Here is a 26,241-nt window from a genome sequence, read left to right on the forward strand (position 1 = left end):
CGCGTTGGTGAACGGACGGTGTCGGTGGCCGCCCTCCGCGGACCGCGTCGCGTGCGTGACACGTCGGGGCGGGATGCGCTCAGTGCGCGATGAGCATCGCACTCGCGCGCGGCGACAGTGCCGCGTCCAGCACCAGACAGGCCGCCCCGACCGCGGCCACGTCCGCCCCGCGCTGGCTCTCGACCACGGTGACGGGGTGCTTCGGGACGAGGATCGGCGACCCCGCGATGGCAGCCGTCGCCGCCGGGAGGGCAGCCGGTGCGATCCGCGACCAGAACGGCCCGCCGAAGACGACCCGGTCGACGTCGAGCAGGTTCACGATGACGACCACGGCCCGCCCCATGACCGTGCCGACCTCGGCCGCGAACGCCGATGCGAGCGGGTCACCGGATGCGACGGCGTCCCCGAGCGCGTCCCACGCCCGGTCGACGGCCGCGAGGTCGACGGCGGCACCGTCGGTGCCTATCGCGGGGGCATCCACGTCACCGAGCGGGATGCCGCGTCCGACCGCGATCCGCACCAGCCGGTCCGGGGTCACGGCGGCCCCGACCTCGCCGCGCGTGCCCTCGCCGTCGGGCGTCCCGGCGAGCAGACCCTGGTCGACCATGATGTGTCCGGCGTCCCCGGCGTTGGCCCCAGCCCCGCGCACGGGCTCGTGGTCGATGACGAGCCCGACGCCGAACCCGGTGCCGAAGTACACGAAGGCGAAGTCCCGCGCCGCCGCCTCCCGGGCCAGGAACACCTCGCCGACCGCCGCGGCCGTGACGTCCTTCTCGAGCAACACCGGGTAGCCGGTCGCATCACCGAGGGCGTCCCGCAGCGCGACGTCCCGCCAGCGCGGCAGGAAGGGCGGGTCGAGCACGATGCCGGCCGCTGCGTCGATCGGCCCCGGGGACGCGACGCCCACCCCGAGCACCGCGTCGGTGTCGACTCCGGCGCGACCGACGAGTTCGTCGACGGCCGCCGCCATCGTCCGCACGACCTGCTCCGGGTCCTCGGCGCTCGGGGTCGACGTGGTGGCCTCAGCCACCACCGCACCCGCCAGGTCGAGCAGCACGTACGTGACGACCGCGGGGTCGACGTGCACCCCGACGGCGAAGCGACTCCGGGCCTCCAGACGGAGGATCGTGCGCGGCTTGCCGCGCCCCGACACCACCGTCCCGGACTCGACGATCATGCCGGCGTCGATGAGGTACCGGGTGACGTTCGAGACCGTCTGCGGGCTGAGGCCGGTGCGGGCTGCGAGTTCGACGCGGCTGAGACCGTCCGGGGACCGGCGGACGGCGTCGAGCACGACCGTGCGGTTGAACCCGCCCAGCGACGGCAGGTTCGCCCCACGCCGATGCTCCGCCACCCGAGTGACGATACCGCCGGAGCACGGTCGCTCCGTCGCACCGCTGGCTTCTCACCCGCTCGCACCGTTAGCCTGACCGACATGACGGACCTCCGCCTCGAAGAACTCTCCGCAGCGACCGCCGCAGCGGCCAACTCGCTGACGCTGAAGCCGGGGCAGGAGCAGTTCGTCCAGCCGACCTCCTACGCGCAGGCCGAGTCGGACGTCAAGCCGAGTGCGTCCTGGCCCCGGGTCGTCCTCGACGGGGACGAGGTCGTCGGCCTCATCATCGGCAGCTTCGACGCCGAGAACGCGCAGGAGGAACTGCGCAGCTGCATCTGGCGCGTCAACGTCGCCGCCAACGCGCAGGGCCGCGGCGTCGGCCGGTTCGCGGTGCACGGTCTGGCGGAAGAGGCCCGCAAGCGCGGCTTCGAGCGTCTGACCGTGGTCTACGAGCCCGGCACCGGGAGCCCGGCGGCGTTCTTCGAGGCGATCGGCTTCCAGGTGATCGGCGAGACCCAGTACGGCGACCACTTCGCAGCCCTGACGCTCTGAGCAGCGCCGTGTCGGCACCGTCCTCCGCCGGAGACGGCGATGGCAACGCGGACCCAGACACCCTGAACGCGGCCGCGCACGACTTCGGCGCCGCCGTCGCGGAGGTCGTCCGCGCCATCCCCTCCGGCCGCGTCATGACCTACGGCGACGTCGCCGCCGTACTCGGCTCCCGCGCCTCCCGTGCCGTCGGGAAGGTGATGGCCCACGAGGGCGCCGACCTGCCCTGGTGGCGGGTCGTCCGCGCCGGCGGGCTGCCCCCGGTCCACCACGAGGCGCGTGCGCTCGAGCACTACCGCGCCGAGGGCACACCGCTCCGACAGACGCGCGCGGTCGACGACGACACGGCCTGGAGGCTCGACATGCGCCGTGCGCGCTGGTCGCCGACCGCGGACGGCTGGTCGGGCTAACGCCGCGTGGGCGGCACCGGACCGGGCTGCAGGTCGAAGCGCGTGCCCTTCGGGTTCGACGGCAGCAGGAAGAACACGAAGAGCACGAGCGACCCGATGCCGGGCAGCACGTGCAGGAACTGCCAGAAGCCGGACAGGTTCGCGTCGTGCAGCCGTCGGGCGCCGAGGGCCAGACCTCCGATGAGCGTCACGAGGGCCCACAGCACGAACAGGTAGGAGCCGACGGGGTTCTCGAGCAGCGGGGCGTCCGGGGTGAAGGCCTGCGGCACGAGCTGCAGCACGAGGCCGATCGCGAACGACGTCAGCCACCACCACCAGAACTCGGAGCGGGACGCCCGGCCGGTGAACACCGTGTACTTCCGCCAGAACCGCCGGACGGCCTCGGCGAAGGGGGCACCGACGAAGGGGTCGCGCAGGGCGACGCCTCCCGGCTGGACGTCATTGCTGCTCATCCCCCCAGCAAACCACGGCCGTGCGCCGGATCGCGCCCGGGAACGGCCATCGCGCCCCGTCGGAACGGGGCGCGATGGCCGGAGTGGGGTCGGGACGCGCAGGTCAGACCAGCGAATCCCGCCAGGCGGCGTGCAGCTGCGAGAAGCGACCCGTGCCCGCGATGAGGTCGGCGGGGGTGCCGTCCTCCACGATCCGGCCGTACTCCATCACGAGCACCCGGTGGGCGATCGCGACGGTCGACAGCCGGTGCGCGATGATCACCGCGGTGCGGTCGGCGAGCAGGGTCTCGAGGCCCTCCTGCACGAGCCGCTCCGACGGGATGTCGAGCGAGGCCGTGGCCTCGTCGAGGATGAGCACCTTCGGGTCCGCCAGGAACGCCCGGGCGAACGACAGCAGCTGCCGCTGACCCGCCGACACCCGGCCGCCGCGCTTGTTCACGTCGGTGTCGTACCCGTCCGGCAACGCCATGATGAACTCGTGGGCCCCGACCGCCTTCGCCGCCGCCTCGATGTCCGCCCGCGTGGCTCCCGGTCGGCCGAGCTCGATGTTGTCGGCCACCGATCCGGAGAACAGGTACGCCTCCTGGGTCACCATGACGACGGCGCGACGCAGGTCCTTCGGGTCGAGGTCCCGCAGGTCCACCCCGTCCAGGGTGACCGAGCCCGAGGTCGGGTCGTAGAACCGGGCCATGAGTTTGGCGAGCGTCGACTTGCCGGCACCGGTCGACCCGACGAGGGCGATGGTCTGCCCCGCGGGGATGTGCAGGTCGAACTCCGGCAGCACGACGCGGTCCTCCTTGTAGGCGAACTCGACGTGCTCGAAGTCGACCCGGCCGGTGGCGTCGGGCAGCTTCGTCGGCTTCGCTGGGTCAGGGACGCTCGGCTGCTCCTCGAGGACACCGGAGATCTTCTCCATCGCCGCCGAGGCCGACTGGTAGCTGTTGTAGAACATCGCCAGTTCCTGCGCGGGGTCGAAGAACCGCTTGGCGTACAGCGCGACCGCGAGCAGCGCGCCGATCGCGAGCGAGCCGCCGACGACCCGGAAGCCGCCGACGATGACGACCGCGGCGAGCGTCGCGTTCCCGATGAGCACCAGACCCGGATCGAAGATCCCGAACAGGTTGAACACGCGGGCGTTCGCCTGCCGGTTCTGCTCGACCTGCTCGCCGTACTCGACCTCGTTGCGGGACTCCTTGCGGAAGGCCTGCACGGCACGGATGCCCGTCATCGTCTCGACGAAGTGCACGATCACGCGCGCACTGGTCGTCCGGGTCGACCGGAACAGCTGCTGCGAGCGCTGCTGGAACCACCGGGTCAGGAACCACAGCGGCACGAGGGCGATCGCGAGCACCAGGCCCGAGGTCGGATCGAGCAGCACGAGCGCCACCGCGGTGAACAGCATGTACAGGACACCCTGGATGAGCTGGTTCAGACCGGAGTCGAGCAGCTCGCGGATCGAGTCGAGGTCGCTCGTCTGGCGCGAGATGATCCGGCCCGAGGTGTACGTCTCGTGGAACTCGAGCGAGAGCCGCTGCGTGTGCAGGAAGACGCGCTTCCGCAGGTCGAACAGGATCGCCTGGCTGATCCGCGCGGAGAGCACGGTGTACCAGGCGGTGAGCACGGCCCCGACGACCGCGATCGTGATGTACGAGCCCACCACGAGGAACGCCGGCGTCCAGTCGTCCCGGTCGAGCACGGCGGGGAGCGCGTGGTCGATGCCCCACGCGATGAGTGACGGGCCGGCGACCTGTCCGGCGGTGGAGAGCACCACGACGATCGCGATGCCCCACAGCCTGGCCTTGAGCGGCGCGGCGAGCGAACCGAGCAGGGACAGCGACCGGCGCCGCAGTCGTCGGCTCTCGGCCTTGCTGAAGTCCTCGCGCTCCTCGCCGCGGACACCGTGCACGGTGATCGAGGCCGTCACCGGGGCTGCTGCCTCGGCCGCCTGCGTGCCGGTGCCGACCTGCGCGACCGGCACCGATCCTCTCCCCACGGCCTCGGCCGCCACGTCGCTCCGCAAGCTCCGCGACGCGTCGGTACCGGGCCGCGTGGGCCCAGGTTCCTGGTCGACGGTCACGCGCGCGTCCTGGTCGGTCTCGTCGCTCATGCCATCGCCTCCTCTCGGTCGTTCGCGTCGTCGTCGTCCAGGGACGAGATGACGTACCGGTAGTGCTCGTTGCTGGCCATCAGCTCCGAGTGGGTGCCGACGGCGGTGACCCGTCCGTTCTCCATGAGCGCCACGCGGTCGGCGAGCGTCACGGTCGAGGGACGGTGGGCGACGATGAGCGACGTCGTCTCCGCGAGGACCCGGCGCAGCCCGGCTTCGACGCGCGCCTCGGTGTCGACGTCGAGCGCAGACAGCGGGTCGTCGAGGACGAGCACGCTCGGCCGCGCCGCGATGGCCCGGGCGAGCGCGAGCCGCTGCCGCTGCCCGCCGGACAGCGACAGCCCCTCCTCCCCGACGCGGGTGTCGACGCCCTCGGGCAGGTCGTCCACGAAGGACGCCTGCGCGATGTCGAGGGCCTCGCGCATGATCCGCTCGGCGTCGTCACCGGTCAGGTCGGGACGGCCGAGCAGGACGTTGTCCCGCACACTCGACGAGAACAGGGTGGCGTCCTCGAACGCGACCGCGACGTGGCGGCGGAGCTCGGCCCGCGTGAGGTCGCGGACGTCGACGCCGTCGATCGTCACCGAGCCACCGGTGACGTCGTACAGCCGCGGCACGAGCGACAGCAGGGTCGTCTTGCCCGACCCGGTGAGCCCGACGAGCGCCATGGTCTCGCCTGGCTGCAGGTGCAGGTCGACGCCGTTGACGAGGTCGGGGAACTGCGGCGGGGAGTCCTGGTAGCGGAAGTGCGTCTGGTTGAACGACAACGCACCGTGCGGCTCCGCGATCGTCTCCGGGCGCTCGGGGTCCGTGATGGTGTTCTCGGAGTCCATCACCTCGAAGAACCGGTCGACGGCGGTCCGGGTGTCGAAGGTCATCGACAGGAAGAAGCCGATCGACTCGATCGGGAAGCGCAGCACCGTGGCCGTCGCGAAGAACGCGAACAGCTGGCCGACGCTGAGGTCCCCCTGGCTGGCGAGCCAGATGCCCGCGAGCAGGCACAGTGCGAACGCCACGTCCGGCACGAGCAGGAGCCAGAACCAGATGGCCGCGATCGCCTTCGCCTTCTCGATCTCGGTGCCGCGCAGCTGCTCGGCCTGCTCGGCGAACTCGTCGAGCTTGTACCGCCCGCGTCCGAACGCCTTGAGCACGCGGATGCCGTGCACCGACTGCTCGACGCTCGTCGCGAGGTCGCCGACCTGGTCCTGGCTGCGGCGCGCGACGATCGAGTACTTCCGCTCGAACAGGACGCTGTTCACCCAGACCGGGATCGACGCCACCAGGAAGATGAGGCCGAGCTGCCACCCGAAGGTGAACAGCACGGCGAACCCGATGACGATCGTCACGACGTTGACGACCAGGAGCACGATGCCGAAGGCCAGCCAGCGGCGGATGAGCGACAGGTCGGACACCGAGCGGGACAGCAGCTGCCCGGACTCCCAGCGGTCGTGGAACGCGACCGGCAGGTCCTGCAGCTTGGCGTAGAGCGCGTTGCGCATGCTCGCCTCGATGCGGGTCGACGGTCGCATCACCATCTTCCGACGGGAGGCGATGAAGAACGCCTCGAGGACACCGAGCGCGAGCACGGCGGCGCCGGCGGGCAGGATGAGGGCGCCGTCACCGGACGCGAGCGGCCCGTCGACGAGGGCCTGCAACACGTACGGGATGGCGAGCGCGACGACGGAGGCGCCGAGCGCCGCCACCATCCCGCCGAGCAGCCGCCAGCGGTACGGCCTGACGTAGGGCCACAGCCGCGCGATCGCGCGGGCGGTGGATGGGCGCGCCGGGGTCGGCGCCGGTTCCCGGTGGGGTCCCTGGGACATGCGTGTGCGTCCTCGTGCTTCGTGCCGGGTGCCGTCGGCCAGGGGCTGCCCCCTGTCCGGACGGGAGGCCCGGGCTGCGTTGCGTGGTCTGGTCGGCCAGGTGCCCACTCGCGTCAGCGGCCGCCGCCGCTGGTGCGGCGTCGGTCGGAGGACGGATGGGTCTCGTGGTCGGGAGCGACAGGGATCGTGTCCCTCGCGCTCGGTCCGGCTGGGCCCGCTGCGGCCCCGGTGGCTGTGGGAGGCAGCCCTACGCGGTCGGCGGTACCGAGACGACGGGCGTGCCCGCGGCCGAGTACGGCGCGACGGCCCGCAGGGCGGGTCGCGCGTCGGGAGTGGTCCCGCCGATGGACGTCCGTGCCGTCCGGGCAGCCGTTGCCGTGGTGCCGGTCGTCGTGTCCATCGTCACTCCAGTCGTCGTCTTCGTCACCGTCGTGTCCGCGGTGCCGCCGACCCGTGGAGCGGTCGTCGGCGGAGGCCGCGGAGCCTCGCAGACTATCGGCAGCGACTCTCAGCGCGCAACCAGCATCTCGTGCTGGATGGGTGCCGAGCCGACCGGACTCAGTGGAAGAAGTGCCGCTCGCCCGTGAAGTACATCGTCACGCCGGCCGCCGTCGCCGCCGCGATGACCTCGTCGTCGCGCACGCTGCCACCCGGCTGGGCGACCGCGCGGACCCCGGCGTCGAGCAGCACCTGCAGACCGTCGGCGAACGGGAAGAACGCGTCGGACGCGGCGACCGACCCGGCAGCGCGGTCACCGGCCCGGTTGACGGCGAGGTGGCACGAGTCGACGCGGTTCACCTGCCCCATGCCGACCCCGACGCTCGCGCCCTGGTTCGCGAGCAGGATCGCGTTCGACTTCACCGCGCGGCTGGCCTTCCACGCGAAGGCCAGGTCGGCGAGGGTCTGCTGGTCGGCCGGCTCGCCGGAGACGAGCGTCCACGTGGACTGGTCGAACGCGGTGAAGCGGTCGGCGTCCTGCACGAGGAAACCGCCGGAGACCTGCTTGACCTCACGCTCGGCGAGGGCGAAGTCGGCCGGCAGGGTGAGCAGGCGGATGTTCTTCTTGCGGGACAGGACCTCGAGCGCCTCGGGGTCGAACGCCGGGGCGACGACGACCTCGGTGAAGACGTCGGCGATCGTCTCCGCCATGCCCAGCGTGACCGGGCGGTTGGCGGCGATGACCCCGCCGAACGCCGACAGCGGGTCGCAGGCGTGGGCGGCCGCGTGCGCGGAGGCGATCGGGTCGCCCGCGTCGGGAGCGGCGACCGCGATGCCGCACGGGTTCGCGTGCTTGATGATCGCGACGGCCGGCTCGGTGAAGTCGTACGCGGCTCGGACGGCGGCGTCGGCGTCGACGTAGTTGTTGTACGACATCGCCTTGCCGTGCAGCAGCGTCGCCTGGGCGATCCCGGTGCCGTCCGTGCTCGTGTAGAGCGCCGCTGCCTGGTGCGCGTTCTCGCCGTACCGGAGGGTGTCGGCGAGCTCAGCGGACAGCGTGAGCGACGTCGGGAACGCGCTCTGGGCCTCCCGGCCGGCGTCGTCGGCAGCAGCGGAGCCGTCGGCCGCGACCACGTCGGAGGCGAAGTACGAGGCCACCGCGGTGTCGTAGGCAGCGGTGTGGCCGAACGCCTGCGCCGCCAGACGCTTCCGGAGCTCGAGCGTCGTGCCGCCCGCGCGGACGGCCTCGACGACCTCGGCGTAGGACGACGGCGAGACGACGATCGCGACGTTCGGGTGGTTCTTCGCCGACGCACGGACCATCGCCGGGCCGCCGATGTCGACGTTCTCGACCACGGTCGCGGTGTCGGCACCCGAGGCGACCGTCTCGACGAACGGGTACAGGTTCACGACGACGAGCTCGAACGGCGCGATGCCGAGGTCGGTGAGCTGCTGCTCGTGCGACTCGAGCCGGAGGTCGGCGAGGAGGCCGGCGTGCACGGCCGGGTGCAGCGTCTTCACGCGACCGTCGAGCGACTCCGGGAAGCCCGTGACGCTCGCGACGTCGGTGACGGCGTACCCGGCGTCGCGGATCGTCTGCGCGGTGGAGCCCGTCGACACGAGCTCGACACCCGCGTCGGCGAGGGCGCCGGCGAGCTCGAGCAGGCCGGACTTGTCGCTCACCGAGATGAGGGCGCGACGCACGGGCACGACGTCCCGGTCGCGGTACAGGCTGGGGTCGGCGGCGTGCACGCTCATGCGGGGGTGGTGCCCTTCAGGTCGATGTGTCCGTTGGCGATGTCGAGGACGGTCTGGATGAGCAGCCGGCGTTCGACGGGCTTGATGCGGTCGTGCAGGGTCGACTCGGTGTCGTCCGGCAGGACCGGGACGCGCTCCTGCGCCAGGATCGGACCGCTGTCGACGCCGTCGTCCACGGCTATGACGCTCGCCCCGGTCTCGGTGACACCGGCCGCGAGCGCGTCCCGGACGCCGTGCGCTCCCGGGAACTCGGGCAGGTACGCGGGGTGCGTGTTGATGACCGACGGGCCGAACTCCGCGACGACGGCGGGCGGGAGCAGGCGCATGAGCCCGGACAGCACCAGCAGGTCGGGCGTCCACGGGCGGATCTGCTCGGCGAGCGCCTCGCCCCACTCGGCACGGGTGGCGTAGCGCGTGAACGGCACCGTGAAGGTCGGGATCGAGAACTCCTCGCCGAGCTGCAGGCCCTCGGCGTCACGGTCGGCCCCGATCGCGACGACGCGGGCGGGGTACTCGGCATCGCGGGTCGCCTCGAGCAGGGCTCGCAGGTTCGACCCGGTACCGGAGATCAGGACGACCAGTTCGAGCACGGGGACAACCCTAGCGGGGCGGCACGCTCGTCAGGCGTCGGTGTCCACCGCCGCCTGACGGATCGCTACGCGTCGTCCTTCGGGCGCCGCCACCAGGGCAGTTCGTCGTCGGGGATCTGGTCGGTCGTGTCCCAGCCAGCGGGACGGCCGGACCCGGACCAGGCGGAGGAGCCGGACGGCTGCGGGCGGTCAGTCGCAGCAGAGTGAGGCCGTGCCGGGTCGTCGATCCCGTCGTCCTCGGGGTCGACGTCGTCACGACCGGCGACGAACTCCTCGGTGCTCCAGGGGAACGCTGGCTGCTCGTCGGGATGGGCCGGGACGCCGGCGGAGGCGACCGCTCCGAGGTCACCGCTGCGGGTCTCCCGGTCCGTGCCGGGTCGGTCCCCTGGACCAGCGGCCCGATCGGTCGCGGTCCGGTCACCGGTGGCCCGGTCGTCCGCGGTCGTGCGGTTCCGGAGGTCGGTGGCGCGGTCGCGGAGGCCGTCGACCCGGTCACGGAGGCCCCCGGCACGGTCCCCGACGCCGGCCACGCGGTCACGGGCCCCCTTCGCCGCCGACCGCAGTGCGCCGCGGAGGCCACCCGCCCCGGCCGCACCCGCTCGCACGTCCTCGCCCGGAGCGGCGACGAGCCGCTCTCCGGCGACCGCGTCGGTGCGGGCCCAGTCCGGGAGCGGCACCTCGGTGTCCGTCGCGGAGCTGGGAGCGACGGTGCGACCGGCCGGGAGGCCCGCGTCGACCCCGGCATGCACGGTCACGTCCTCGTCGTCGTCGGTCGGGTGCTCCCCGGTCTGCGTGCGGTCCGCAGCGTGCGTCACCGGGTCATGGACCTCGTCCACGGAGAACCGGTGCACGTCGGTGGTCCGGCCGGCACCGGCACGCTCGAGCGCGGCGATGAGCGACCCGTGCTCGTCGCTCGCGTCCGCGGTGGCGACGTCGTCCTCGGCCTCGTGCCAGCGCTCGCCGATCCAGGAGCGCTCGGGCAGCCGCACCAGGTCGCTGCCGATCGCGAGCGCGACGATCGCGGGGACCCCGACCTCGAGCGCGGCGAAGGCCCCGACCACCAGGGCGTCCGGTCCGACGGCGGCCAGGCGCCCCGGCCCGACCGACCCCGAGGCGAGGCCCGCGACCAGGCCCGTGAGGACGCCGGCGACCAGTCCGGTCGCGACCCCGCCGAGCGCCCGGTACAGCGCCGAGTCGGCCGGCCCGAGCGTCCGGACGAGCCGGGGACGCAGGAGCCCACCGGCGACGAAGCCCGCGACGACGGGCACCAGGATCCAGACCAGGCCGAACGTGTGCCCCGACGTCGGCAGCGCTCCGAGCAGCGGCACGGCCGGGAGCGGCCCGAGCGTCGTGCCGATGGGCGAGACCGTCGACCCGGTGCCGATCGCGAAGCCCGGGCCGACGAGCCACGCCGTCGCCCACGCGACCAGGTCCGGGACGAACGCGAGCTGGCCGACGGTCAGGGCGATGCCGCCGACGACGCCGGCGTGCGAGCGTTCGTAGAGCGTGATGACCTCGGCGAAGGAGCCGAGGAGTGCGAACCCGACCAGGACGCCGGCGACCGCCACGACGCACGCGGTGGCGACGGTGCCGGCGCGCAGGCCGAAGCCGACGACGGCACGCCACACCGCAGGGACCCGACCGACCAGGTCCACCACCCGGAGCGTCAGCGGGTCGGCCGCCAGGCCGCGCCGACGTCGGCACACCTCGGCGGTGACGACGGCGGGGACGCCGAACCAGAGCGCGGGCAGCACGACGGCCTGCCAGACGGCGGGGTGGGTGGTGCTCGTGGTGGCGGTGAGGGCGACCAGCAGGCCGAGTGCGGCGACGGCCGCGGTGCCGACCAGGACCCCGGTGATGCGGTGCTCCGTCTCGGCGAACCGACGTCCGGCCCGGCCGCCGAGCCACGCGGTGACGACGGCGAACCCGAGGGCCGCGAGCGTGACGACGATCGGCGCGGACGCCCCGGAGAGCCCGGTGGCCTTCGCGGCCGCGGACCCCAGCGTGAACGTGACGTCGACGCCGTGGCCGATGAGCCAGACGTTCCCGGCAGCGGTCCAGAAGACACTCCAGTCGACCTGGAGGCCGTACTCGAACGCCCACAGCAGGGTGAGCGGCACCAGGGCGATGCCCACGCCGACGCCCACCGTCACGATCGCTTCGATCACGGCGAGGAGGGCGGTTCCGAGGCGGTTCATCGCAGCGAGGATACGTGCCCGACCCCGCGCACGACGGGAGGCTCGGCGCGGGTCCCGCACCGAGCCTCCCGTCCGACAGGTGCCGCCGTCAGCGCGCGGCGATGACCTCGCGCAGCAGCGCGGCCGTCTCGGACGGCGTCTTGCCGACCTTGACGCCGGCCGCTTCGAGCGCCTGCTTCTTCGCCTCGGCGGTGCCGGCGGAGCCGGACACGATCGCGCCGGCGTGGCCCATCGTCTTGCCCTCGGGGGCGGTGAAGCCCGCGACGTACCCGACGACCGGCTTCGTGACGTTGGCCTTGATGAAGTCGGCCGCGCGCTCCTCGGCGTCGCCGCCGATCTCGCCGATCATCACGATGGCCTCGGTCTCCGGGTCGGCCTCGAACGCGGCGAGCGCGTCGATGTGCGTCGTGCCGATGACCGGGTCGCCGCCGATGCCGATGGCGGTCGAGAAGCCGAGGTCCCGCAGCTCGTACATCATCTGGTAGGTCAGGGTGCCCGACTTCGACACGAGGCCGATCGGGCCCTTGCCGGTGATCGTCGCGGGGGTGATGCCGACGAGCGACTCGCCCGGGGTGATGATGCCCGGGCAGTTCGGCCCGATGATGCGGGTCTTCCCGCCCAGGGCCTTGGCGTGCGCCCAGAACGCGGCGGCGTCCTGCACCGGGATGCCTTCGGTGATGACGACGACGAGGGGGATCTCGGCGTCGATCGCCTCCATCACGGCGTCCTTCGCGAACGCCGGCGGGACGAAGACGATCGAGACGTCGGCACCGGTGGTGTCGATGGCCTCGCGCACCGATCCGAACACGGGGAGTTCGACGTCGCCGTGGGTGACGGTCGTGCCGGCCTTGCGGGCGTTGACGCCGCCGACGACGTTCGTGCCGGCCTTGAGCATGAGTGCGGTGTGCTTCGTGCCCTCACCGCCGGTGATGCCCTGGACGATGACCTTGGAGTCCTTGTTGAGGAAGATCGACATTGCTCTGGTGCTCCTTACGCCGCGGCCGCGGCGAGCTCGGCGGCCTTCTCGGCCGCATCGTCCATGGTCTCGGCGACGGTGACGAGCGGGTGCGCTGCCTCCGCCAGGATCCGGCGACCTTCTTCCACGTTGTTGCCGTCGAGGCGGACGACGAGCGGCTTGGTGGCCGCGTCGCCGAGGATGCCGAGCGCGGCGACGATGCCGTTCGCGACGGCGTCGCAGGCGGTGATGCCGCCGAAGACGTTGACGAAGACGCTCTTCACCTGCGGGTCGCCGAGGATGACGTCGAGGCCGTTGGCCATGACCTCGGCCGAGGCGCCGCCGCCGATGTCGAGGAAGTTCGCGGGCTTGACCCCGTCGTGGCGCTCACCGGCGTAGGCGACGACGTCGAGCGTCGACATGACCAGGCCCGCGCCGTTGCCGATGACGCCGACCTCGCCGTCGAGCTTCACGTAGTTCAGGCCGTGGGCCTTCGCCTTGGCCTCGAGCGGGTCCTCGCTGGCGGTGTCCTCGAGCGCCTGGTGGCCCTCGTGGCGGAAGTCGGCGTTCTCGTCGAGGGAGACCTTGCCGTCGAGGGCCAGGATCTGACCGTCGCCCGTACGCACGAGGGGGTTGACCTCGACCAGGGTGGCGTCCTCGCCCGCGAAGACGTCGTAGAGCTTCACGAAGACGCCGGCGACCTGCTCGACGAGCTCCTCCGGGAACCCGGCCTGGCGTGCGATGGCCTCGCCGGCCTCCTGGTTGATGCCGGTCAGCGGGTTCACCTCGACCCGGGCCAGCGCTTCGGGCTTCTCCACCGCGAGCTGCTCGATCTCCATGCCGCCCTCGACGCTGGTGAGCGACAGGTAGGAGCGGTTCGCCCGGTCGAGCAGCACCGAGAAGTAGAACTCCTCGGCGATGTCCGCACCCTGCGCCACCATCACGCGCTGCACGGTGTGGCCCTTGATGTCGAGCCCGAGGATCGCCTGCGCGTGCGTGAAGGCCTCGTCCGGGGTCTTCGCGACCTTGACGCCCCCGGCCTTGCCACGGCCACCGACCTTCACCTGCGCCTTGACGACCACGACACCGCCGATCTGCTCGGCCGCCGCCTTCGCCTGCTCGGGGGTGTCGGCGATGATCCCCTGGAGGACGGGGACGCCGTAGGACTCGAAGAGGTCCCTGGCCTGGTACTCGAAAAGATCCACGCTGTTCTTCTTCCCGCACGGTTCGTGCGATCGGCATCGGTGTCCGGTCGCGCCTCCACATCGAGGGTCGCTCGATGTCGAGACAACGGCCGCGACCGAGCCTAGCGCTGGCAGGTGGACGCGCGGTGCCCCGGTGGAGAACGCGGACCACCCGCTCGGCCACCACCCCCGTCCTGTCGTCCGGGGTACGCGATCTCCGGGCGACCGACCAGGCCGTTCCGTGCACCGTCGATCGGGTGCAGAACGAACTCCGTACCCGTGCCGTCGAGGTCTTCGGCTGGCACCTCCGCGACGCCCAGGAGACCGTGGTCGACGCCGTCCTCGAGGGCCGCGACGCGCTCGCCCTCATGCCGACCGGCTCCGGCAAGTCCGCGATCTACCAGGTCGCCGCCCTCGCGCTCGACGGACCCGTCGTCGTGGTCTCGCCCCTCGTGGCCCTGCAGGAGGACCAGGTCGTCGGCATCGAGGACCACCCGGACGCGCCCAGGGCCGTGACCATCAACGCCACCCGGGCGCACCGCGAGCTCGAGGACGCGTGGGAGGCCGTCGCCGCCGGCCAGGCCCGTTACGTCTTCCTCGCCCCGGAGCAGCTCGCGAAGGACGAGGTCGTCGACCGGCTCCGCGAGGCCGGGGTCGCCCTCGTCACGGTCGACGAGGCGCACTGCGTGTCGAGCTGGGGCCACGACTTCCGCCCGGACTACCTGGTGCTCGGCGAGGTGATCGAACGGCTCGGACGTCCTCCGGTCCTCGCGATGACGGCGACCGGGTCGACGCCCGTCCGCAACGAGATCGTCGAGCGGCTCGGGATGCGCGACCCGCTCGTCGTCGCGACGGGTTTCGACCGACCGAACCTGCGCTTCGAGGTCCAGCGGCACAGCGATGCCGACGAGAAGCGCGACGCCGTCATCGCCCAGGTGGTCGGGCTCGAGGGCGCGGGGATCGTCTACGTCGCCACCCGCGCCGAGACCATGCTCTACGCCGACGAGCTCACGGAGCACGGCCGCCGCGCGAAGGGGTACCACGCGGGGCTCCGGGTGCGGGACCGCGAACACGTGCACCACGAGTTCCTCGAGGGGGACCTCGACGTCGTCGTCGCGACCAGCGCCTTCGGGATGGGCATCGACAAGCCCGACGTGCGGTTCGTCGTGCACGCCGACGTGCCGGAGTCGGTCGACGCGTACTACCAGGAGGTCGGCCGTGCCGGACGTGACGGCGACGTCGGCCTCGCGACCCTGCACTACCGCTCCGAAGACCTCGGGCTCCGCCGGTTCTTCGCCTCCGGGTCCCCCCGGCCCGCGTCGCTGCGCGCCGTGTTCGACGCCGTCCCCGCCGACGGCGTCCTCCCCCGATCCGAGGTCGCCGAGCGCTCCGGGCTCGCCGCCCGCACCGCCGCCCGGGTCGCGAACGCCCTGGTCGACGCCGGAGCACTGACCGACGATGCCGACGGACTCCGCCGAGCAGCGGACGGACCGGTGGACGCCGACGCCGCTGTCGAGCTCGCCAAGGCCCACGCGAAGGAACGGGAGCGGGTGGAGGAGTCCCGCATCGAGATGATGCGCCGCTTCGCCGAGACGAACGGCTGCCGTCGGCAGTTCCTGCTCGGCTACTTCGGCGACGAACTGCCCGAGCCGTGCGGCAACTGCGACACCTGCTCGTCGGGCACGGCCACCGACGCCGACGCGCACGGAGCGGACGGGTCGCACGACGCCGAGTGGCCGCCGGACGCCCCGGTGGAGCACGCCGAGTGGGGCCGCGGCACCGTGATGAGCACCGAGGACGACCGACTGACGGTGTTCTTCGAGTCCGCCGGGTACCGCACACTGGCCCTCGCCGACGTGACGGAGCGGCACCTGCTCGAGCGCGTCTGACCCGGTGCCCCGGGGGAAGGCGCGGTCGCTCGACCACCCGTCGGCGACCGCGCTCCACTCCCCCGAGCACAGGCAGTAGACACCGCGGGGATGACCTGACGGTGACCCGCAGGTGAACGGCGTGCGAACCGGCACGTCCGACCGTCACCCGTCCGGCCGCGTCACGCCGTCCCCCGGGCACCACGGACGTTCCCACCGGCATCCGGGTAGCAAGGAACCGTGGGCCGGTCCGGGCACGTACGACGCGACGGGCACCACGCACGAGCACGCAACACGATCGACAGGAGCGACACATGTCCGACCCCGGCATCACCCCAGGCGACGAGTTCAGCGACGGCGTCAGCGACTCCGACGACGAAGGCCGCGCCGACGACGTGGACCGCGAGTACGTGGGCGCCTACGAGACCGACGCCGCCGAGGAGGCGCTCGAGACCGTGACGAACGACGCCGTCGCCGGCGAGACCGCCGAGCCGCAGCTCGGCGACGGCACCGACGACGGCCCCACCGGTGGCGCCCCGCGCGAGGGCTCGCCGGACCTGTGGGAGCAGGGCGACGACCGTCCCGACCTCGGCGGCGACCTGGGCACGAAGCCGCTCTGACCGTGACCGGTCGACGGACGGGAGGTCCGGTGCACGACGTGTGCCGGGCCTCCCTCCGGCCGCGTGGTCACGACCGTGATCCGGCGCTCCGTCGGTTCCTCGCCGACAGCACGCCCGTCGTGGCGGGTGGCCGCGCGATCCTGCTGCAGATCGCCGACCCGGTCGTGGCGGCGGGGGTCCGGCGGCACTCGGACTTCGCGCGACGGCCGCAGCAGCGCCTCGCGCACACCCTGATGTACGTGTACGCGGTGGTGGTCGGGACCCCGCACGACGCCGCCGTCGCCGCCGCGTTCGTCCACCACGCGCACCGGCCCGTCGCGGGCGCGGACGACGTCGACCGTCAGCTCTGGGTGGCCGCGACCCTGTACGACTCCGCGCTCCTGACCCACCGGCTGCTCGGCGATCCCGTCGACGCCGAGCGCGCGGAAGCGGTCCTCCGTGCCTACGCCCCGATCGCCACCGCCCTCCGCGTGCCGCCGGAGCGGTGGCCGGGCTCGGTGGCCGCGTTCGAGACGTACTGGACCGACACGCTCGCCCGGCTGCAGGTCACCGACGAGGCTCGCGGGGTGGTCCGTGACCTGCTGCACCCGGTCGCCGCCCCGTGGTGGGTGCGTGCCGCGATGCCCGTCGAGCGGATCGTCACCGTCGGGATGCTGCCGGAGCCGGTCCGGACCGCGTACGGCTTCGCCTGGGGCCCGCGCGAGGAGCGTCGCTACCGGCGGACCCTGTCGGCGCTCCGGGCGCTCCGCACCGTCCTGCCCGGGGCCCTGCTGCGCCTGCCGGGGCCGCTGCTGCTCCGGGCGATGCACCGCACCGCGGCCCGGCACGCGCGGGCCTGAGCCGTCCGTCCCGGCGGCGCCGCGTCCCCCGCGATCCTGGACGTCGGGACGCGGACCGCGGTTGAGTGGGGCCATGTCCTCCTCCCTGTCCGGTGACGACTCCCTGCTCCTGCCCGAGTTCGACGCGCCGCCCGCGGACCCGCTCGACCTCGCCCGCACGTGGCTCGACCAGGCCGGCGAGCACGAGGTTTCCGAGCCGCTCTCGATGACGCTGGCCACCGCGGGTGCGGACGGCCGCGTCGGTGCCCGGACGGTCGACGTCAAGCGGATCGACGACCGCGGCCTGGTGTTCGGCACCTCGACGCTCAGCCCGAAGGGACGGCAGCTCGCGGAGAACCCGCACGCCGCCCTGCAGGTGTACTGGCGCGAGACGATGCAGCAGCTCCGCTTCGAGGGCCGCGCCGTGCAGCTCTCCGACGCGGAGTCCGACGCGCTCTTCGCCGACCGGTCGCCGAAGTCGCGCGCCGCCACGGCCGTCGCCGACCAGTCCGCGGTGCTCGAGCCCCGGACGCTGCAGGACCTCATCGACGACGCGAACGTGCTGCTCGACGAGTCCGACGACGACGTCCCGCGCCCGGCCGGCTGGGTCGCGTGGCGCCTCGAGCCCGACCTCGTCGAGTTCTGGCACGGCAGCCGCGACCGGATGCACCGCCGCCTGCAGTACGCACGCGCCCACGGCGACTGGTCGGCCACCCGCCTCCAGCCCTAGCGCCGCGCCCGCCAGAGGCGCCCCGCCCCGGCACCGCCGATCGGTCGCGCGGCGACGCGGCGGGTCAGCCCCGTCCGATGGGGTTCGGCATCACCCCCGCCCGGATGAGCGAGGACGACTGGTCCGCCAGGTCGACCATCGTCAGCGTGTTCCGCAGCTGCAGCCGGTTGAGGCACGAGTGCTCGAACGTGGACACCCGCAGGTCGAGCGGACGCCGACGGTCCGGGTGCTCCGCCGCGTGCCGGTCGACGCACTCGCCGGCGAGCCGCCAGAAGAGGTCCCCGGGCAGGACCCCGTCGTCGTCGAGGACCGCCGCCAGGAAGCGCAGCACCCCGTCGAACACGTCGGTGAACACGGCGAGCGCCGCCTCGTCGTCGTCGACCGGGTGCACGATGCGGCGGATGTCCTCGGGCACCGGGCGGTCGTCGTGCTCCCCGAGGACCACGACCTCCTCGCCGATGTCCTTCATGAACGCCCCGGTCACGGCACCGTCGCGGACGACGAGCACCAGGTTCTCGCCGTGCGGCATGAACGCCAGGTCGTGCACGGTCAGGCAGTGCACGACCGGCCGCAGGTACGCGTCGAGGAAGCGCCGCACCCACGTCGCCGCGTCCAGCCCGGAGGCCCGCACGAGCTCGGTTGCGACCGCACGCCCGTCGGCGTCCCGGTGCAGCAGTGCCGCCATCGTCATGAGCCGCTCCCCGGGAGCCGTCCGTGGCACCGGGCTCTCCCGCCACAGCGCCGCGAGCATCTTCCGCTGCGGCGATGCGACGTCCACGCGGTGGTACGCGTCGCCGGTGTACCCGATCGCCGCGTGTTCGCGCAGCACCCGGAACCCGGCGTCCCACAGGGTGGTGTCGGCCGCCACGAGCGACGCGACCCAGTCGTTCACCGCGGGGGTCGAGCGCATGTACGCCGGTGACATGCCCCGCAGGAACCCCATGTTCTGCACCGCAAGTGCCGTCTTGACGTACGAGCGCTCGGGGTGGCTGCGGTCGAAGGCGGTGCGGATGGACTGCTGCGGCTGGAACAGGTCCGGACCCTCACCGAGGTCGACGAGGTCCTGCCGTCCGAGGTCGGGCGCGAACGTCACGGCGATGCGGTGCTGCCACTGCCAGGGGTGGACCGGCAGCCAGACGTAGTCGTCGGGGTCCAGGCCGCGGCGGGCGAGCGTCCGGCGGTGTTCGGCGACCGTGTCGGCCCCGAGTTCCGCGGCCCAGTGCTCCGCCTCGGTCCGGTCCGCGGCGAGCGCCAGGTGCGTGTGCGCCCGACGGGCGGCGAGCCACCGGATGCGGAACCGGCCGCCGGACTCCGGTGCGTACGCCCGGTACTCGTCGAGGCCGAACCCGATCCGCCCGTTCGCCGCGACGAATGCCGGGTGCCCCTCGGTCATCGCCGCCTCGATGTCCTGGAATCCGGCGACGACGTCCCCGTCCCGTCGGCCGCGGGCGAGCTGCCGCGCCGACGGTCCCCCGCGGCGGTGCTTGGCGGCGGCGCTGGCGAGCGTCGAGGCGACCTCCTCCAGGTACGTTCCGAGCAGGGTGTCCGGTATCCCGAGCACGTCGCGGAGTTCGAGGACCAGCTCCTGCGCGTCGAGCGGCAGCGGCACGGGGTCGTCCGAGGCGGACTCCCGCGTCAGGGTGCGCTCGTCGACGGACCAGTGCTCGAGCTGGTGCTGCCGTGCCCGGAAGCGGTAGCGCGAGCCGCCGGTGTCGAGCAGCCACCCGTCGCCGTCCGGCCGCGGTGTGACGAGTCGTTCGTGCGTGAACTCCGCGACGGCCTTCGCCACCAGGTGTCGTTGCGCGACCACCAGGTGCTCAGGCCGGAGGTGCGCGGCCGGGCCGTCGTCGTCGGGGATGCCGATCGATGCGGTGTCGAGCACCGAGAGCAGCGCGCGCTTGCCGTCCACGTCGACCTCGCGGAGCGCACGGAACCCGACCTCGGCGTTCTTCGTCTGCACCGCGGTGTTCCGCACGTCCGGTTCGACGACGACGCGCCGGGCCCCGAGGGCGTCCCGGCAGTGCTCGACCACGGCGCGCATCACGGCGCTGGTGAGTCCGTGGACCCGGCCACCGACGGGAGGCGGGGCGACGAGCAGGTGCATGCCGACGTCACCGGGACGGGCGTCCCAGACGTCGACGAGCAGGACCGCTGCCGGGTCGTACGTCTCGACGTAGGCGCACGGGGCACCGTCGCGCAGCACGAGCCAGCCGTCCTGCGCCGGGTCGCTCTGCACCGCGCCGAGGTAGGTCGTGACGCCGCCGAGGTCGACGTGCTGCATGCCCCACCACGACGACGGCGGTGCCGCGAGCCAGGACTGCACGCGGGCGGCGTCCCGCTCCGGGTCCACCGGCACCACGGACAGGAGGCCCGGCAGCGCCTCCGCCACAACGGTCCGGTCGTGCTGGACCGCGCTCATGCGCGCACCTCCGCGCGCTCCCCGCGCACCGCATGCTCGCCGTGCCCCGCGCGCTCGGCGCGGACCGAGGCGGGCAGACCGAACTCCTGGAAGGCGATCCGGGCCTCCAGGCCGTAGACCTCGCGCCCGGTGACGGACCGGATGATCGACGCGTTCCGCCACGCCCCCATGCCGAGGTCCGGTGCGGTCAGGCCGTGGGTGTGCTCCTCGGCGTTCTGCACCCAGATCCGGCCCCCGAGGGTGTCGACGTGGTGGTCCCGGGCGACCGAGAACCGGCCGCGGGAGTCACGCGTCACGAGGTGCGCGACGGGATCGAGGAACCGCGGTGGCCGGGGCGCGTAACCGGTCGCGAGGACCAGCCGCTCGACCTCGTGCTCGTACGTCTCGCCGAGCTGCTCGTGTCGGAGGGTCAGCCGGTACACCGCGCGGTCGGGGTCCCACCTGGCGGCGGTGACGCTCGTCTCGGTGCGCAGCGTCGTCGGGACCGGACCCCTGGCGCTGATCCGGTACAGCGCGTCGTAGACCTCGCTGACCAGGTCCGCGCTGATGCCCTTGTACAGCCCGCGCTGCTCGCGGCCGAGACGGTCCCGGACGTGCTCGGGCAGCGCGTGGAAGTGGTCGGTGTACTCCGGACTCGTCATCTCGAGGGTGAGCTTGGTGTCCTCCATCGGGAAGAACCGCGGCGACCGGGTGATCCAGTCCAGGCGGTACCCGCCGTCGCGGATGCCCTCGAGGAGGTCGCGGTAGACCTCGGCGGCGGACTGGCCGCTGCCGATCACCGCGACGGACCCGGCGCTGCGGAGGGCGTCCCGGTTCGGCAGGTAGTCGGCCGAGTGCAGCACCGGGCCGTCCAGGTCGCGGAGTGCGGCGGGCACCGACGGCTCGGTGCCGACGCCGACCACGACGTGCCGGGCCCGGTACGTCTCCGGGCCGTCCGCCGTCTCGGCGTGCACGGTGAACAGGTCCTGCTCGGCGTCGTGCTCGACCGCGACCACCCGGCGTCCCCAGCGGAGGGAGTCGAGCCGGTCGGCAGCCCAGCGGCAGTAGGCGTCGTACTCGCGGCGCAGGGGGTGGAAGTCCTCGCGGATGTAGAAGGGGTAGAGCCGACCGGTCTCCTTGAGCCAGGCCAGGAACGAGAACGGCGAGGTCGGGTCCGCCATCGTGACGAGGTCGGCGAGGAACGGCACCTGGATCGTCGCGTCGTCGAGCATCATGCCGTGGTGCCAGGCGAAGCCGTCGCGCGCGTCGAGGAACACGGCGTCGAGGTCGGCGACCGGGTTCGTCAGGCAGGCGAGCCCGAGGTTGAACGGGCCGATGCCGATCCCGACGACGTCGTGCACGGGGGTCGTGGCGGCGGCGTCGACGGCGCTCATCGTGCGGCTCCGCCGGTCACGGTCGGCTGGGACGACGCGGCACGCAGGCGCTCCGCCGTGGCCACAACGTGGTCGAGGGAGGCGCGCATCTGCTCGGCCGTCGTCGCCGGGTTGAGCAGGGTCAGCTTGTTGCACGGCCGCCCGTCGATCACGGTCTTCGCGATGAGCACCCGCCCCTCCGCCAGCAGTGCCGCGCGGAGCGGCGCCACCATCGCGTCCGACTCCTCGTCGGAGACCCCCGCCGGCTGCCAGCGGAACAGGACCGTGCTCAGCTGTGTCGGCGCCACGAGGACGAGGTCCCGGTCGGCCTGCACGATCGCGTGCGTCTCCGCGGCCAGGTCGACGACGGCGTCGAACGCCCGCCCGATCGCGTCCGCACCGGAGGCCCGCAGCGTCGCCCAGAGCTTCAGCGCGTCGAACCGGCGGGTGGTCTGCAGCGACTTGTCGACCTGGTTCGGCTCGGTCGCGTCCTCCGGGTTGAGGTAGTCCGCATGCCAGGAGGCCCGGCGCAGGTCCGCCGGGTGCCGCACCACGAGCACGCTCGACGACACCGGCTGGAAGAAGGACTTGTGCAGGTCGGTCGTGACGCTGCGGGCACGCTCGATGCCGTCGAGCAGGTGCCGTCGCGACGGGGACACGAGCAGACCGCACCCGTAGGCGGCGTCGACGTGCAGCCACACGCCCTCGAGGTCGCACACGTCCGCGATCGGCGCCAGCGGGTCGATGACCCCGCGGTCGGTCGTGCCGGCGGTCGCGACGACGGCCATCGGGGTGCGGCCGTCGGCACGGGCGTCGGCGATCGCCAGGGCCAGTGCGGACGGGAGCACCCGGCCGGCCGTGTCGGTCTCGACGTCGACGACCGCGGAGTCGGGCAGGCCGAGCAGGCGGACGGACTTGCGGACGCTGAAGTGTGTCTCGGCGGTGGCGAACACGGCCAGGTCGGTGAGCGCGGGAGCGAGCGTCGTGGTCGCGGCCGTCGCGGTCGGTGCCGCCGTCGCGGTCGGTGCCGCCGTCGCGGTGTCGGCCGTCGCGGCCTCCCGCGCCAGGAGGAGGGCCTGCAGGTTGGACTGCGAGCCGCCCGACGTGAAGACGCCGTCGCCCGCCCGGAAGCCGATCCGCCGGGCGAGCCAGTCGACCACGTGCCGCTCGATGTCGGTGCCGATACGGGACTGGTCCCAGGTGTCGACCGACGGGTTCACGGCGGCGAGCACGGCCTCCGCGGCGACCGCGGGCAGGGCGACCGGGCAGTTGAGGTGTGCGAGGTACCCGGGCGTGTGGAACCAGACGGCCTCGCGGACGAACAGTTCGTCGAGTTCGGCGAGCGCACGCTCCGTGCCGAGTGCCGGTCCGTCGAGGTCGACCGCGGCCACGCGCTCGTGCAGGTCCGCCGCGGGGGTGTCGGTCGTCGGGAGCGCAGCGACGGCGATGCGGTCCGCGAGCCGGTCGACGGTCGCGCCGACGGCCTCCCGGTAGTGCTGCGCGGTCTCGGGGCTGATCATGTCGAGCGGAGTCGTGTCGAGCGAGGTCATGTTAGGTGAGGCTAACCTCACCTGCCTTCACTGTCACCCGTCCGGGGTACCGGGCGTGGCGGACGCGAGCGACCCTCGAGGAGAGGTCGGGCAGACGCTCCCGGTACGGTCGGGGCATGGGGCTCGTACCACCGGTCACCGTCCGGCCCGCCGTCGACGCGGATGCGCCGGGGATCGCCGCCGTGCACGTACAGGCCTGGCGCGAGGCGTATGCCCACCTGCTGCCGGCCGCGTTCCTCGCGTCGCTCGACCCCGTCGCGCGCACCACCCGCTGGCGACGCATCATCGCGGACCCCGACGTGACGGTCGTCACCGCGGAACAGGACGGGTCCGTCGTGGGCTGGGCGACCGCAGGCCCCGGGCGCGACGAGCACCCCGTCCGCGATCGCGAGCTCGAGGGCATCTACGTCCTGGCGGCCGTGTACGGCTCCGGCGCGGGCCAGTTGCTCCTCGACGCCGCACTCGGGAACGCGCCCGCGTACCTCTGGGTCGCCGACGACAACCCCCGGGCGCAGGCCTTCTACCGCCGGAACGGGTTCCGCCGCGACGGCACGACGAAGACCGAACGGCTGGGCGACCATGCACTCCTCGCCGCCCGGATGGTGCGCTGAGCCGTCGGCTAGAGCTTCTCGATCGGCGCGATCTTGATGAGCAGCTTCTTCCGCCCGGCGCTGTCGAACGCGATCTCGGCGATCCGCTTGGCGCCCTGACCGGTCACCGCCGAGACGGTCCCCTGCCCGAAGTCGACGTGCGAGATCCGGTCCCCCGGAGCCAGCTCCATGTCGCCGTTGTCCCGGACCTGCCCGGACACCCGGTTCGCCCACTCCGTCTTCGGCTTGGTCTTGGCCGCGGCGGCTGCCCGGTCGTAGGACCCGCCGCCCCAGCCGCCACCACCGCGGTAGCCGCCGCCACCGGTGCCACCGCCGCCGAAGCCGCCCTCGCGCTTGGCGTTGAGCGCGCGGGGCTGTGTGCCGCCGCGACTGTTCGCCATCCCCGGTGACTGCTTCCACTCGATGAGTCCCTCGGGGATCTCCTGCAGGAAGCGCGAGGGCATCGCCACGTTGACGTCGCCGAACTGGGCTCGGGTCATCGCGAGCGACAGGAACAGGACCTTCTTCGCGCGGGTGATGCCCACGTAGAACAGCCGGCGTTCCTCGGACGGGCCGCCCGGCTCGTTCGCGGACATCCGGTGCGGGAGCAGGTCCTCCTCCACGCCGGTCAGGAACACGGCGTCGTACTCCAGGCCCTTCGCGGTGTGCAGGGTCATGAGCGACACGGTTCCCGAGGAGTCGTCGAGCTCGTCCGCCGCGGCCACCAGGGAGACCTCGGTCAGGAAGTCCGAGAGCGTCCCCTCGGGGTTGTTCTTCTGGAACTCACGCGTCACGGCGACGAGTTCGTCGATGTTGTCCGCGCGGGCGGCGTCCTGCGCGTCCGGCGACTTGCGGAGCTGTTCGAGCAGACCCGAGCCGTCGAGCAGCTGCGTCAACGTGTCGACCACCGGCTGCTCCCCGGCCTTGGCGGCGACCTCGTCGAGCAACCCGGCGAACGAGGTGATCGCGGTGCGCACCTTCGGCCCGAAGCCGAGTTCGTCGGCGTGCCGCAGGGCCTCGCGCATCGAGACCTCGTGCTCGTCGGCGTACCGCTGCAGCGCGGTCTCGGTGACCGCACCGATCCCGCGCTTCGGCACGTTGAGGATGCGACGGAGCGACAGCGGGTCAGCGGGGTTCGCGACGGTGATGAGGTACGCCATCGCGTCCTTGATCTCGGCGCGCTCGTAGAACTTCGTGCCGCCGAGCACCCGGTACGGGATGGCGGCGCGGATGAAGATCTCCTCGAGTGCACGCGTCTGCGAGTTCGTCCGGTAGAACACCGCCATGTCGCGGTAGTCCATGCCGTCCTCGTGCAGACGCTGGATCTCGTCGGCGACGAACTGCGCCTCGTCGTGGCCGGTGTACCCGGTGAAGCCGACGATCTTCTCGCCCGCTCCGACGTCCGTGAACAGGTTCTTCGCCTGCCGGTCGAAGTTGTTCGCGATCACGGCGTTCGCGGCGTCGAGGATGTTCTGCGTCGAGCGGTAGTTCTGCTCGAGCAGGATCACCTTCGAGTTCGGGAAGTCCCGCTCGAACTCGACGATGTTGCGGATGTCCGCCCCGCGGAAGGCGTAGATGGACTGGTCGGAGTCACCCACGACCGTGAGCGACGCCGGCGCGATCGACCCGTCGGTCTCCCGCATCCGCTCGACGTGCTGACCGGCGTCCTCGAGCTTGTCCACCTGATCCACGGGCACCGGACGGGTGAGCTCGCGGATGAGGGCGTACTGCGCGTGGTTCGTGTCCTGGTACTCGTCCACCAGGACGTACCGGAAGCGGCGCTGGTAGAGCGCGGCGATCTCCGGGAAGGCCCGGAACAGGAACACGGTCTGCCCGATGAGGTCGTCGAAGTCGAAGGCGTTGGCCCGGCGGAGCTCGCTCGTGTACCGCCGGAACACCTCGGTGAACATGACCTCTTGCGGGTCGTCCGTGTTGATGTTGCGCGCGTAGGTGTCGATGTCCTGCAGCTCGTTCTTGAGCTTCGAGATCTTCGACGCCGCGGCACCGACGGTCAGCCCGAGGGAGTCCGCTTCGAGGTCCTTGATGATCCGCTTGAGCAGCGCACGCGAGTCGGCGGAGTCGTAGATCGTGAACGACTGCGGGAACCCGAACCGCTCGGCCTCGCGCCGGAGGATCCGCACGCACGCCGAGTGGAACGTCGAGATCCACATGCCCTCGGCCGCCTGCCCGACCAGGGCCTGCACCCGCTCACGCATCTCGGCGGCGGCCTTGTTCGTGAACGTGATCGCGAGGATCTGCGACGGCCAGGCTTCACGGTTCGCCAGGAGCAGCGCGATGCGCCGGGTGAGCACGCTGGTCTTGCCCGAACCGGCGCCCGCCACGATCAGCAGCGACTCACCGCGGTACTCGACGGCTTCCTTCTGCTGCGGGTTCAGACCCGCGGTGAACGGGTCCTCGTACGCGCGGTCACCGGCGCCGGGACCGTCGGTGCGGCCGGGCGTCGAGTCGAAGGGGTCGAGCACGATCGTCATGT

Annotated in this window: 21 protein-coding genes; 7 read left to right on the forward strand and 14 right to left on the reverse strand. The window is 72.6% G+C overall.

The window, feature by feature from the left end; all coding sequences use genetic code 11:
- Positions 1-79 precede the first annotated feature (79 nt).
- Positions 80-1,354 (reverse strand): ROK family transcriptional regulator, encoded by a 1,275-nt coding sequence (locus tag DEI83_RS00760; protein WP_111079924.1) that lies wholly within the window; start codon positions 1,352-1,354, stop codon positions 80-82.
- Positions 1,355-1,435: 81 nt separating this feature from the next.
- Here DEI83_RS00760 and DEI83_RS00765 point away from each other — a divergent pair, with 81 nt between their 5' ends.
- Both DEI83_RS00765 and DEI83_RS00770 read left to right on the forward strand, forming a co-directional pair.
- Positions 1,436-1,888, forward strand: a complete 453-nt coding sequence (locus tag DEI83_RS00765; protein WP_111079925.1) for a GNAT family N-acetyltransferase — start codon at positions 1,436-1,438, stop codon at positions 1,886-1,888.
- Positions 1,889-1,896: 8 nt separating this feature from the next.
- Positions 1,897-2,295 carry an MGMT family protein gene (locus DEI83_RS00770; protein WP_111079926.1) on the forward strand — a complete coding sequence of 133 codons (399 nt, stop codon included), beginning with the start codon at positions 1,897-1,899 and terminating at the stop codon, positions 2,293-2,295.
- Here DEI83_RS00770 and DEI83_RS00775 read toward each other — a convergent pair.
- The 9 genes from DEI83_RS00775 to sucC form a co-directional block, all read right to left on the reverse strand.
- Positions 2,292-2,747: a DUF805 domain-containing protein gene (locus tag DEI83_RS00775; protein WP_111079927.1), complete on the reverse strand. Its 456-nt coding sequence runs from the start codon at positions 2,745-2,747 to the stop codon at positions 2,292-2,294. The genes DEI83_RS00770 and DEI83_RS00775 overlap by 4 nt on opposite strands.
- A gap of 103 nt (positions 2,748-2,850) precedes the next feature.
- On the reverse strand, positions 2,851-4,659 hold the full coding sequence (locus tag DEI83_RS00780; protein ID WP_111080110.1) for an ABC transporter ATP-binding protein: 1,809 nt from the start codon (positions 4,657-4,659) through the stop codon (positions 2,851-2,853).
- Between the two features lie 191 nt (positions 4,660-4,850).
- Entirely contained in the window at positions 4,851-6,677 is a 1,827-nt protein-coding gene (locus DEI83_RS00790; RefSeq protein ID WP_111079929.1) for an ABC transporter ATP-binding protein, read from the reverse strand.
- A 247-nt stretch (positions 6,678-6,924) separates the two neighbouring features.
- Positions 6,925-7,077 carry a hypothetical protein gene (locus DEI83_RS15785; RefSeq protein WP_181431016.1) on the reverse strand — a complete coding sequence of 51 codons (153 nt, stop codon included), beginning with the start codon at positions 7,075-7,077 and terminating at the stop codon, positions 6,925-6,927.
- Positions 7,078-7,235: 158 nt separating this feature from the next.
- A complete protein-coding gene (gene purH / locus DEI83_RS00795; protein ID WP_111079930.1) occupies positions 7,236-8,873 on the reverse strand; it encodes a bifunctional phosphoribosylaminoimidazolecarboxamide formyltransferase/IMP cyclohydrolase in 1,638 nt (545 codons plus the stop codon).
- Complete coding sequence (gene purN / locus DEI83_RS00800; RefSeq protein ID WP_111079931.1) at positions 8,870-9,463, reverse strand: phosphoribosylglycinamide formyltransferase; 594 nt, start codon at positions 9,461-9,463, stop codon at positions 8,870-8,872. Before purN ends, purH begins: the two co-directional genes overlap by 4 nt.
- A gap of 65 nt (positions 9,464-9,528) precedes the next feature.
- Complete coding sequence (locus DEI83_RS00805) at positions 9,529-11,661, reverse strand: DUF6350 family protein (RefSeq protein WP_111079932.1); 2,133 nt, start codon at positions 11,659-11,661, stop codon at positions 9,529-9,531.
- Between the two features lie 88 nt (positions 11,662-11,749).
- The gene (gene sucD, locus DEI83_RS00810) at positions 11,750-12,637 is read right to left on the reverse strand and encodes a succinate--CoA ligase subunit alpha (RefSeq protein ID WP_111079933.1); all 888 of its coding nucleotides are present in this window, start codon (positions 12,635-12,637) and stop codon (positions 11,750-11,752) included.
- 14 nt (positions 12,638-12,651) lie between these two features.
- Positions 12,652-13,821 (reverse strand): ADP-forming succinate--CoA ligase subunit beta, encoded by a 1,170-nt coding sequence (gene sucC / locus DEI83_RS00815; protein ID WP_111079934.1) that lies wholly within the window; start codon positions 13,819-13,821, stop codon positions 12,652-12,654.
- Positions 13,822-14,057: 236 nt separating this feature from the next.
- On the opposite strand from sucC, the gene DEI83_RS00820 reads away from it, so the two are divergent.
- The 4 genes from DEI83_RS00820 (at position 14,058) to DEI83_RS00835 (ending at position 17,836) form a co-directional block, all read left to right on the forward strand.
- Positions 14,058-15,689, forward strand: coding sequence for a RecQ family ATP-dependent DNA helicase (locus tag DEI83_RS00820; protein WP_111079935.1), 1,632 nt, complete (start codon positions 14,058-14,060; stop codon positions 15,687-15,689).
- 293 nt (positions 15,690-15,982) lie between these two features.
- Positions 15,983-16,288 (forward strand): hypothetical protein, encoded by a 306-nt coding sequence (locus tag DEI83_RS00825; RefSeq protein WP_111079936.1) that lies wholly within the window; start codon positions 15,983-15,985, stop codon positions 16,286-16,288.
- Positions 16,289-16,317: 29 nt separating this feature from the next.
- Positions 16,318-17,127, forward strand: coding sequence for an oxygenase MpaB family protein (locus DEI83_RS00830; protein ID WP_181431017.1), 810 nt, complete (start codon positions 16,318-16,320; stop codon positions 17,125-17,127).
- 73 nt (positions 17,128-17,200) lie between these two features.
- Complete coding sequence (locus DEI83_RS00835) at positions 17,201-17,836, forward strand: pyridoxal 5'-phosphate synthase (protein WP_111079938.1); 636 nt, start codon at positions 17,201-17,203, stop codon at positions 17,834-17,836.
- A gap of 64 nt (positions 17,837-17,900) precedes the next feature.
- Here DEI83_RS00835 and DEI83_RS00840 read toward each other — a convergent pair whose 3' ends face one another.
- The 3 genes from DEI83_RS00840 to DEI83_RS00850 are packed head-to-tail and all read right to left on the reverse strand — an operon-like array spanning position 17,901 to position 23,157.
- Entirely contained in the window at positions 17,901-20,255 is a 2,355-nt protein-coding gene (locus DEI83_RS00840) for a GNAT family N-acetyltransferase (RefSeq protein WP_111079939.1), read from the reverse strand.
- Positions 20,252-21,628, reverse strand: coding sequence for a lysine N(6)-hydroxylase/L-ornithine N(5)-oxygenase family protein (locus DEI83_RS00845; RefSeq protein WP_111079940.1), 1,377 nt, complete (start codon positions 21,626-21,628; stop codon positions 20,252-20,254). Before DEI83_RS00845 ends, DEI83_RS00840 begins: the two co-directional genes overlap by 4 nt.
- Positions 21,625-23,157, reverse strand: a complete 1,533-nt coding sequence (locus tag DEI83_RS00850; RefSeq protein ID WP_111079941.1) for a pyridoxal-dependent decarboxylase — start codon at positions 23,155-23,157, stop codon at positions 21,625-21,627. Before DEI83_RS00850 ends, DEI83_RS00845 begins: the two co-directional genes overlap by 4 nt.
- A gap of 116 nt (positions 23,158-23,273) precedes the next feature.
- Between DEI83_RS00850 and DEI83_RS00855 the strand changes: the two genes are divergently transcribed.
- The gene (locus tag DEI83_RS00855; RefSeq protein WP_111079942.1) at positions 23,274-23,768 is read left to right on the forward strand and encodes a GNAT family N-acetyltransferase; all 495 of its coding nucleotides are present in this window, start codon (positions 23,274-23,276) and stop codon (positions 23,766-23,768) included.
- 8 nt (positions 23,769-23,776) lie between these two features.
- Here the strand turns inward: DEI83_RS00855 and DEI83_RS00860 are convergent, their stop codons facing one another.
- The gene (locus tag DEI83_RS00860; protein ID WP_111079943.1) at positions 23,777-26,239 is read right to left on the reverse strand and encodes an ATP-dependent helicase; all 2,463 of its coding nucleotides are present in this window, start codon (positions 26,237-26,239) and stop codon (positions 23,777-23,779) included.
- Positions 26,240-26,241 lie beyond the last annotated feature (2 nt).

The sequence above is a fragment of the Curtobacterium sp. MCBD17_021 genome (assembly GCF_003234525.1).
Lineage (GTDB): Bacteria > Actinomycetota > Actinomycetes > Actinomycetales > Microbacteriaceae > Curtobacterium.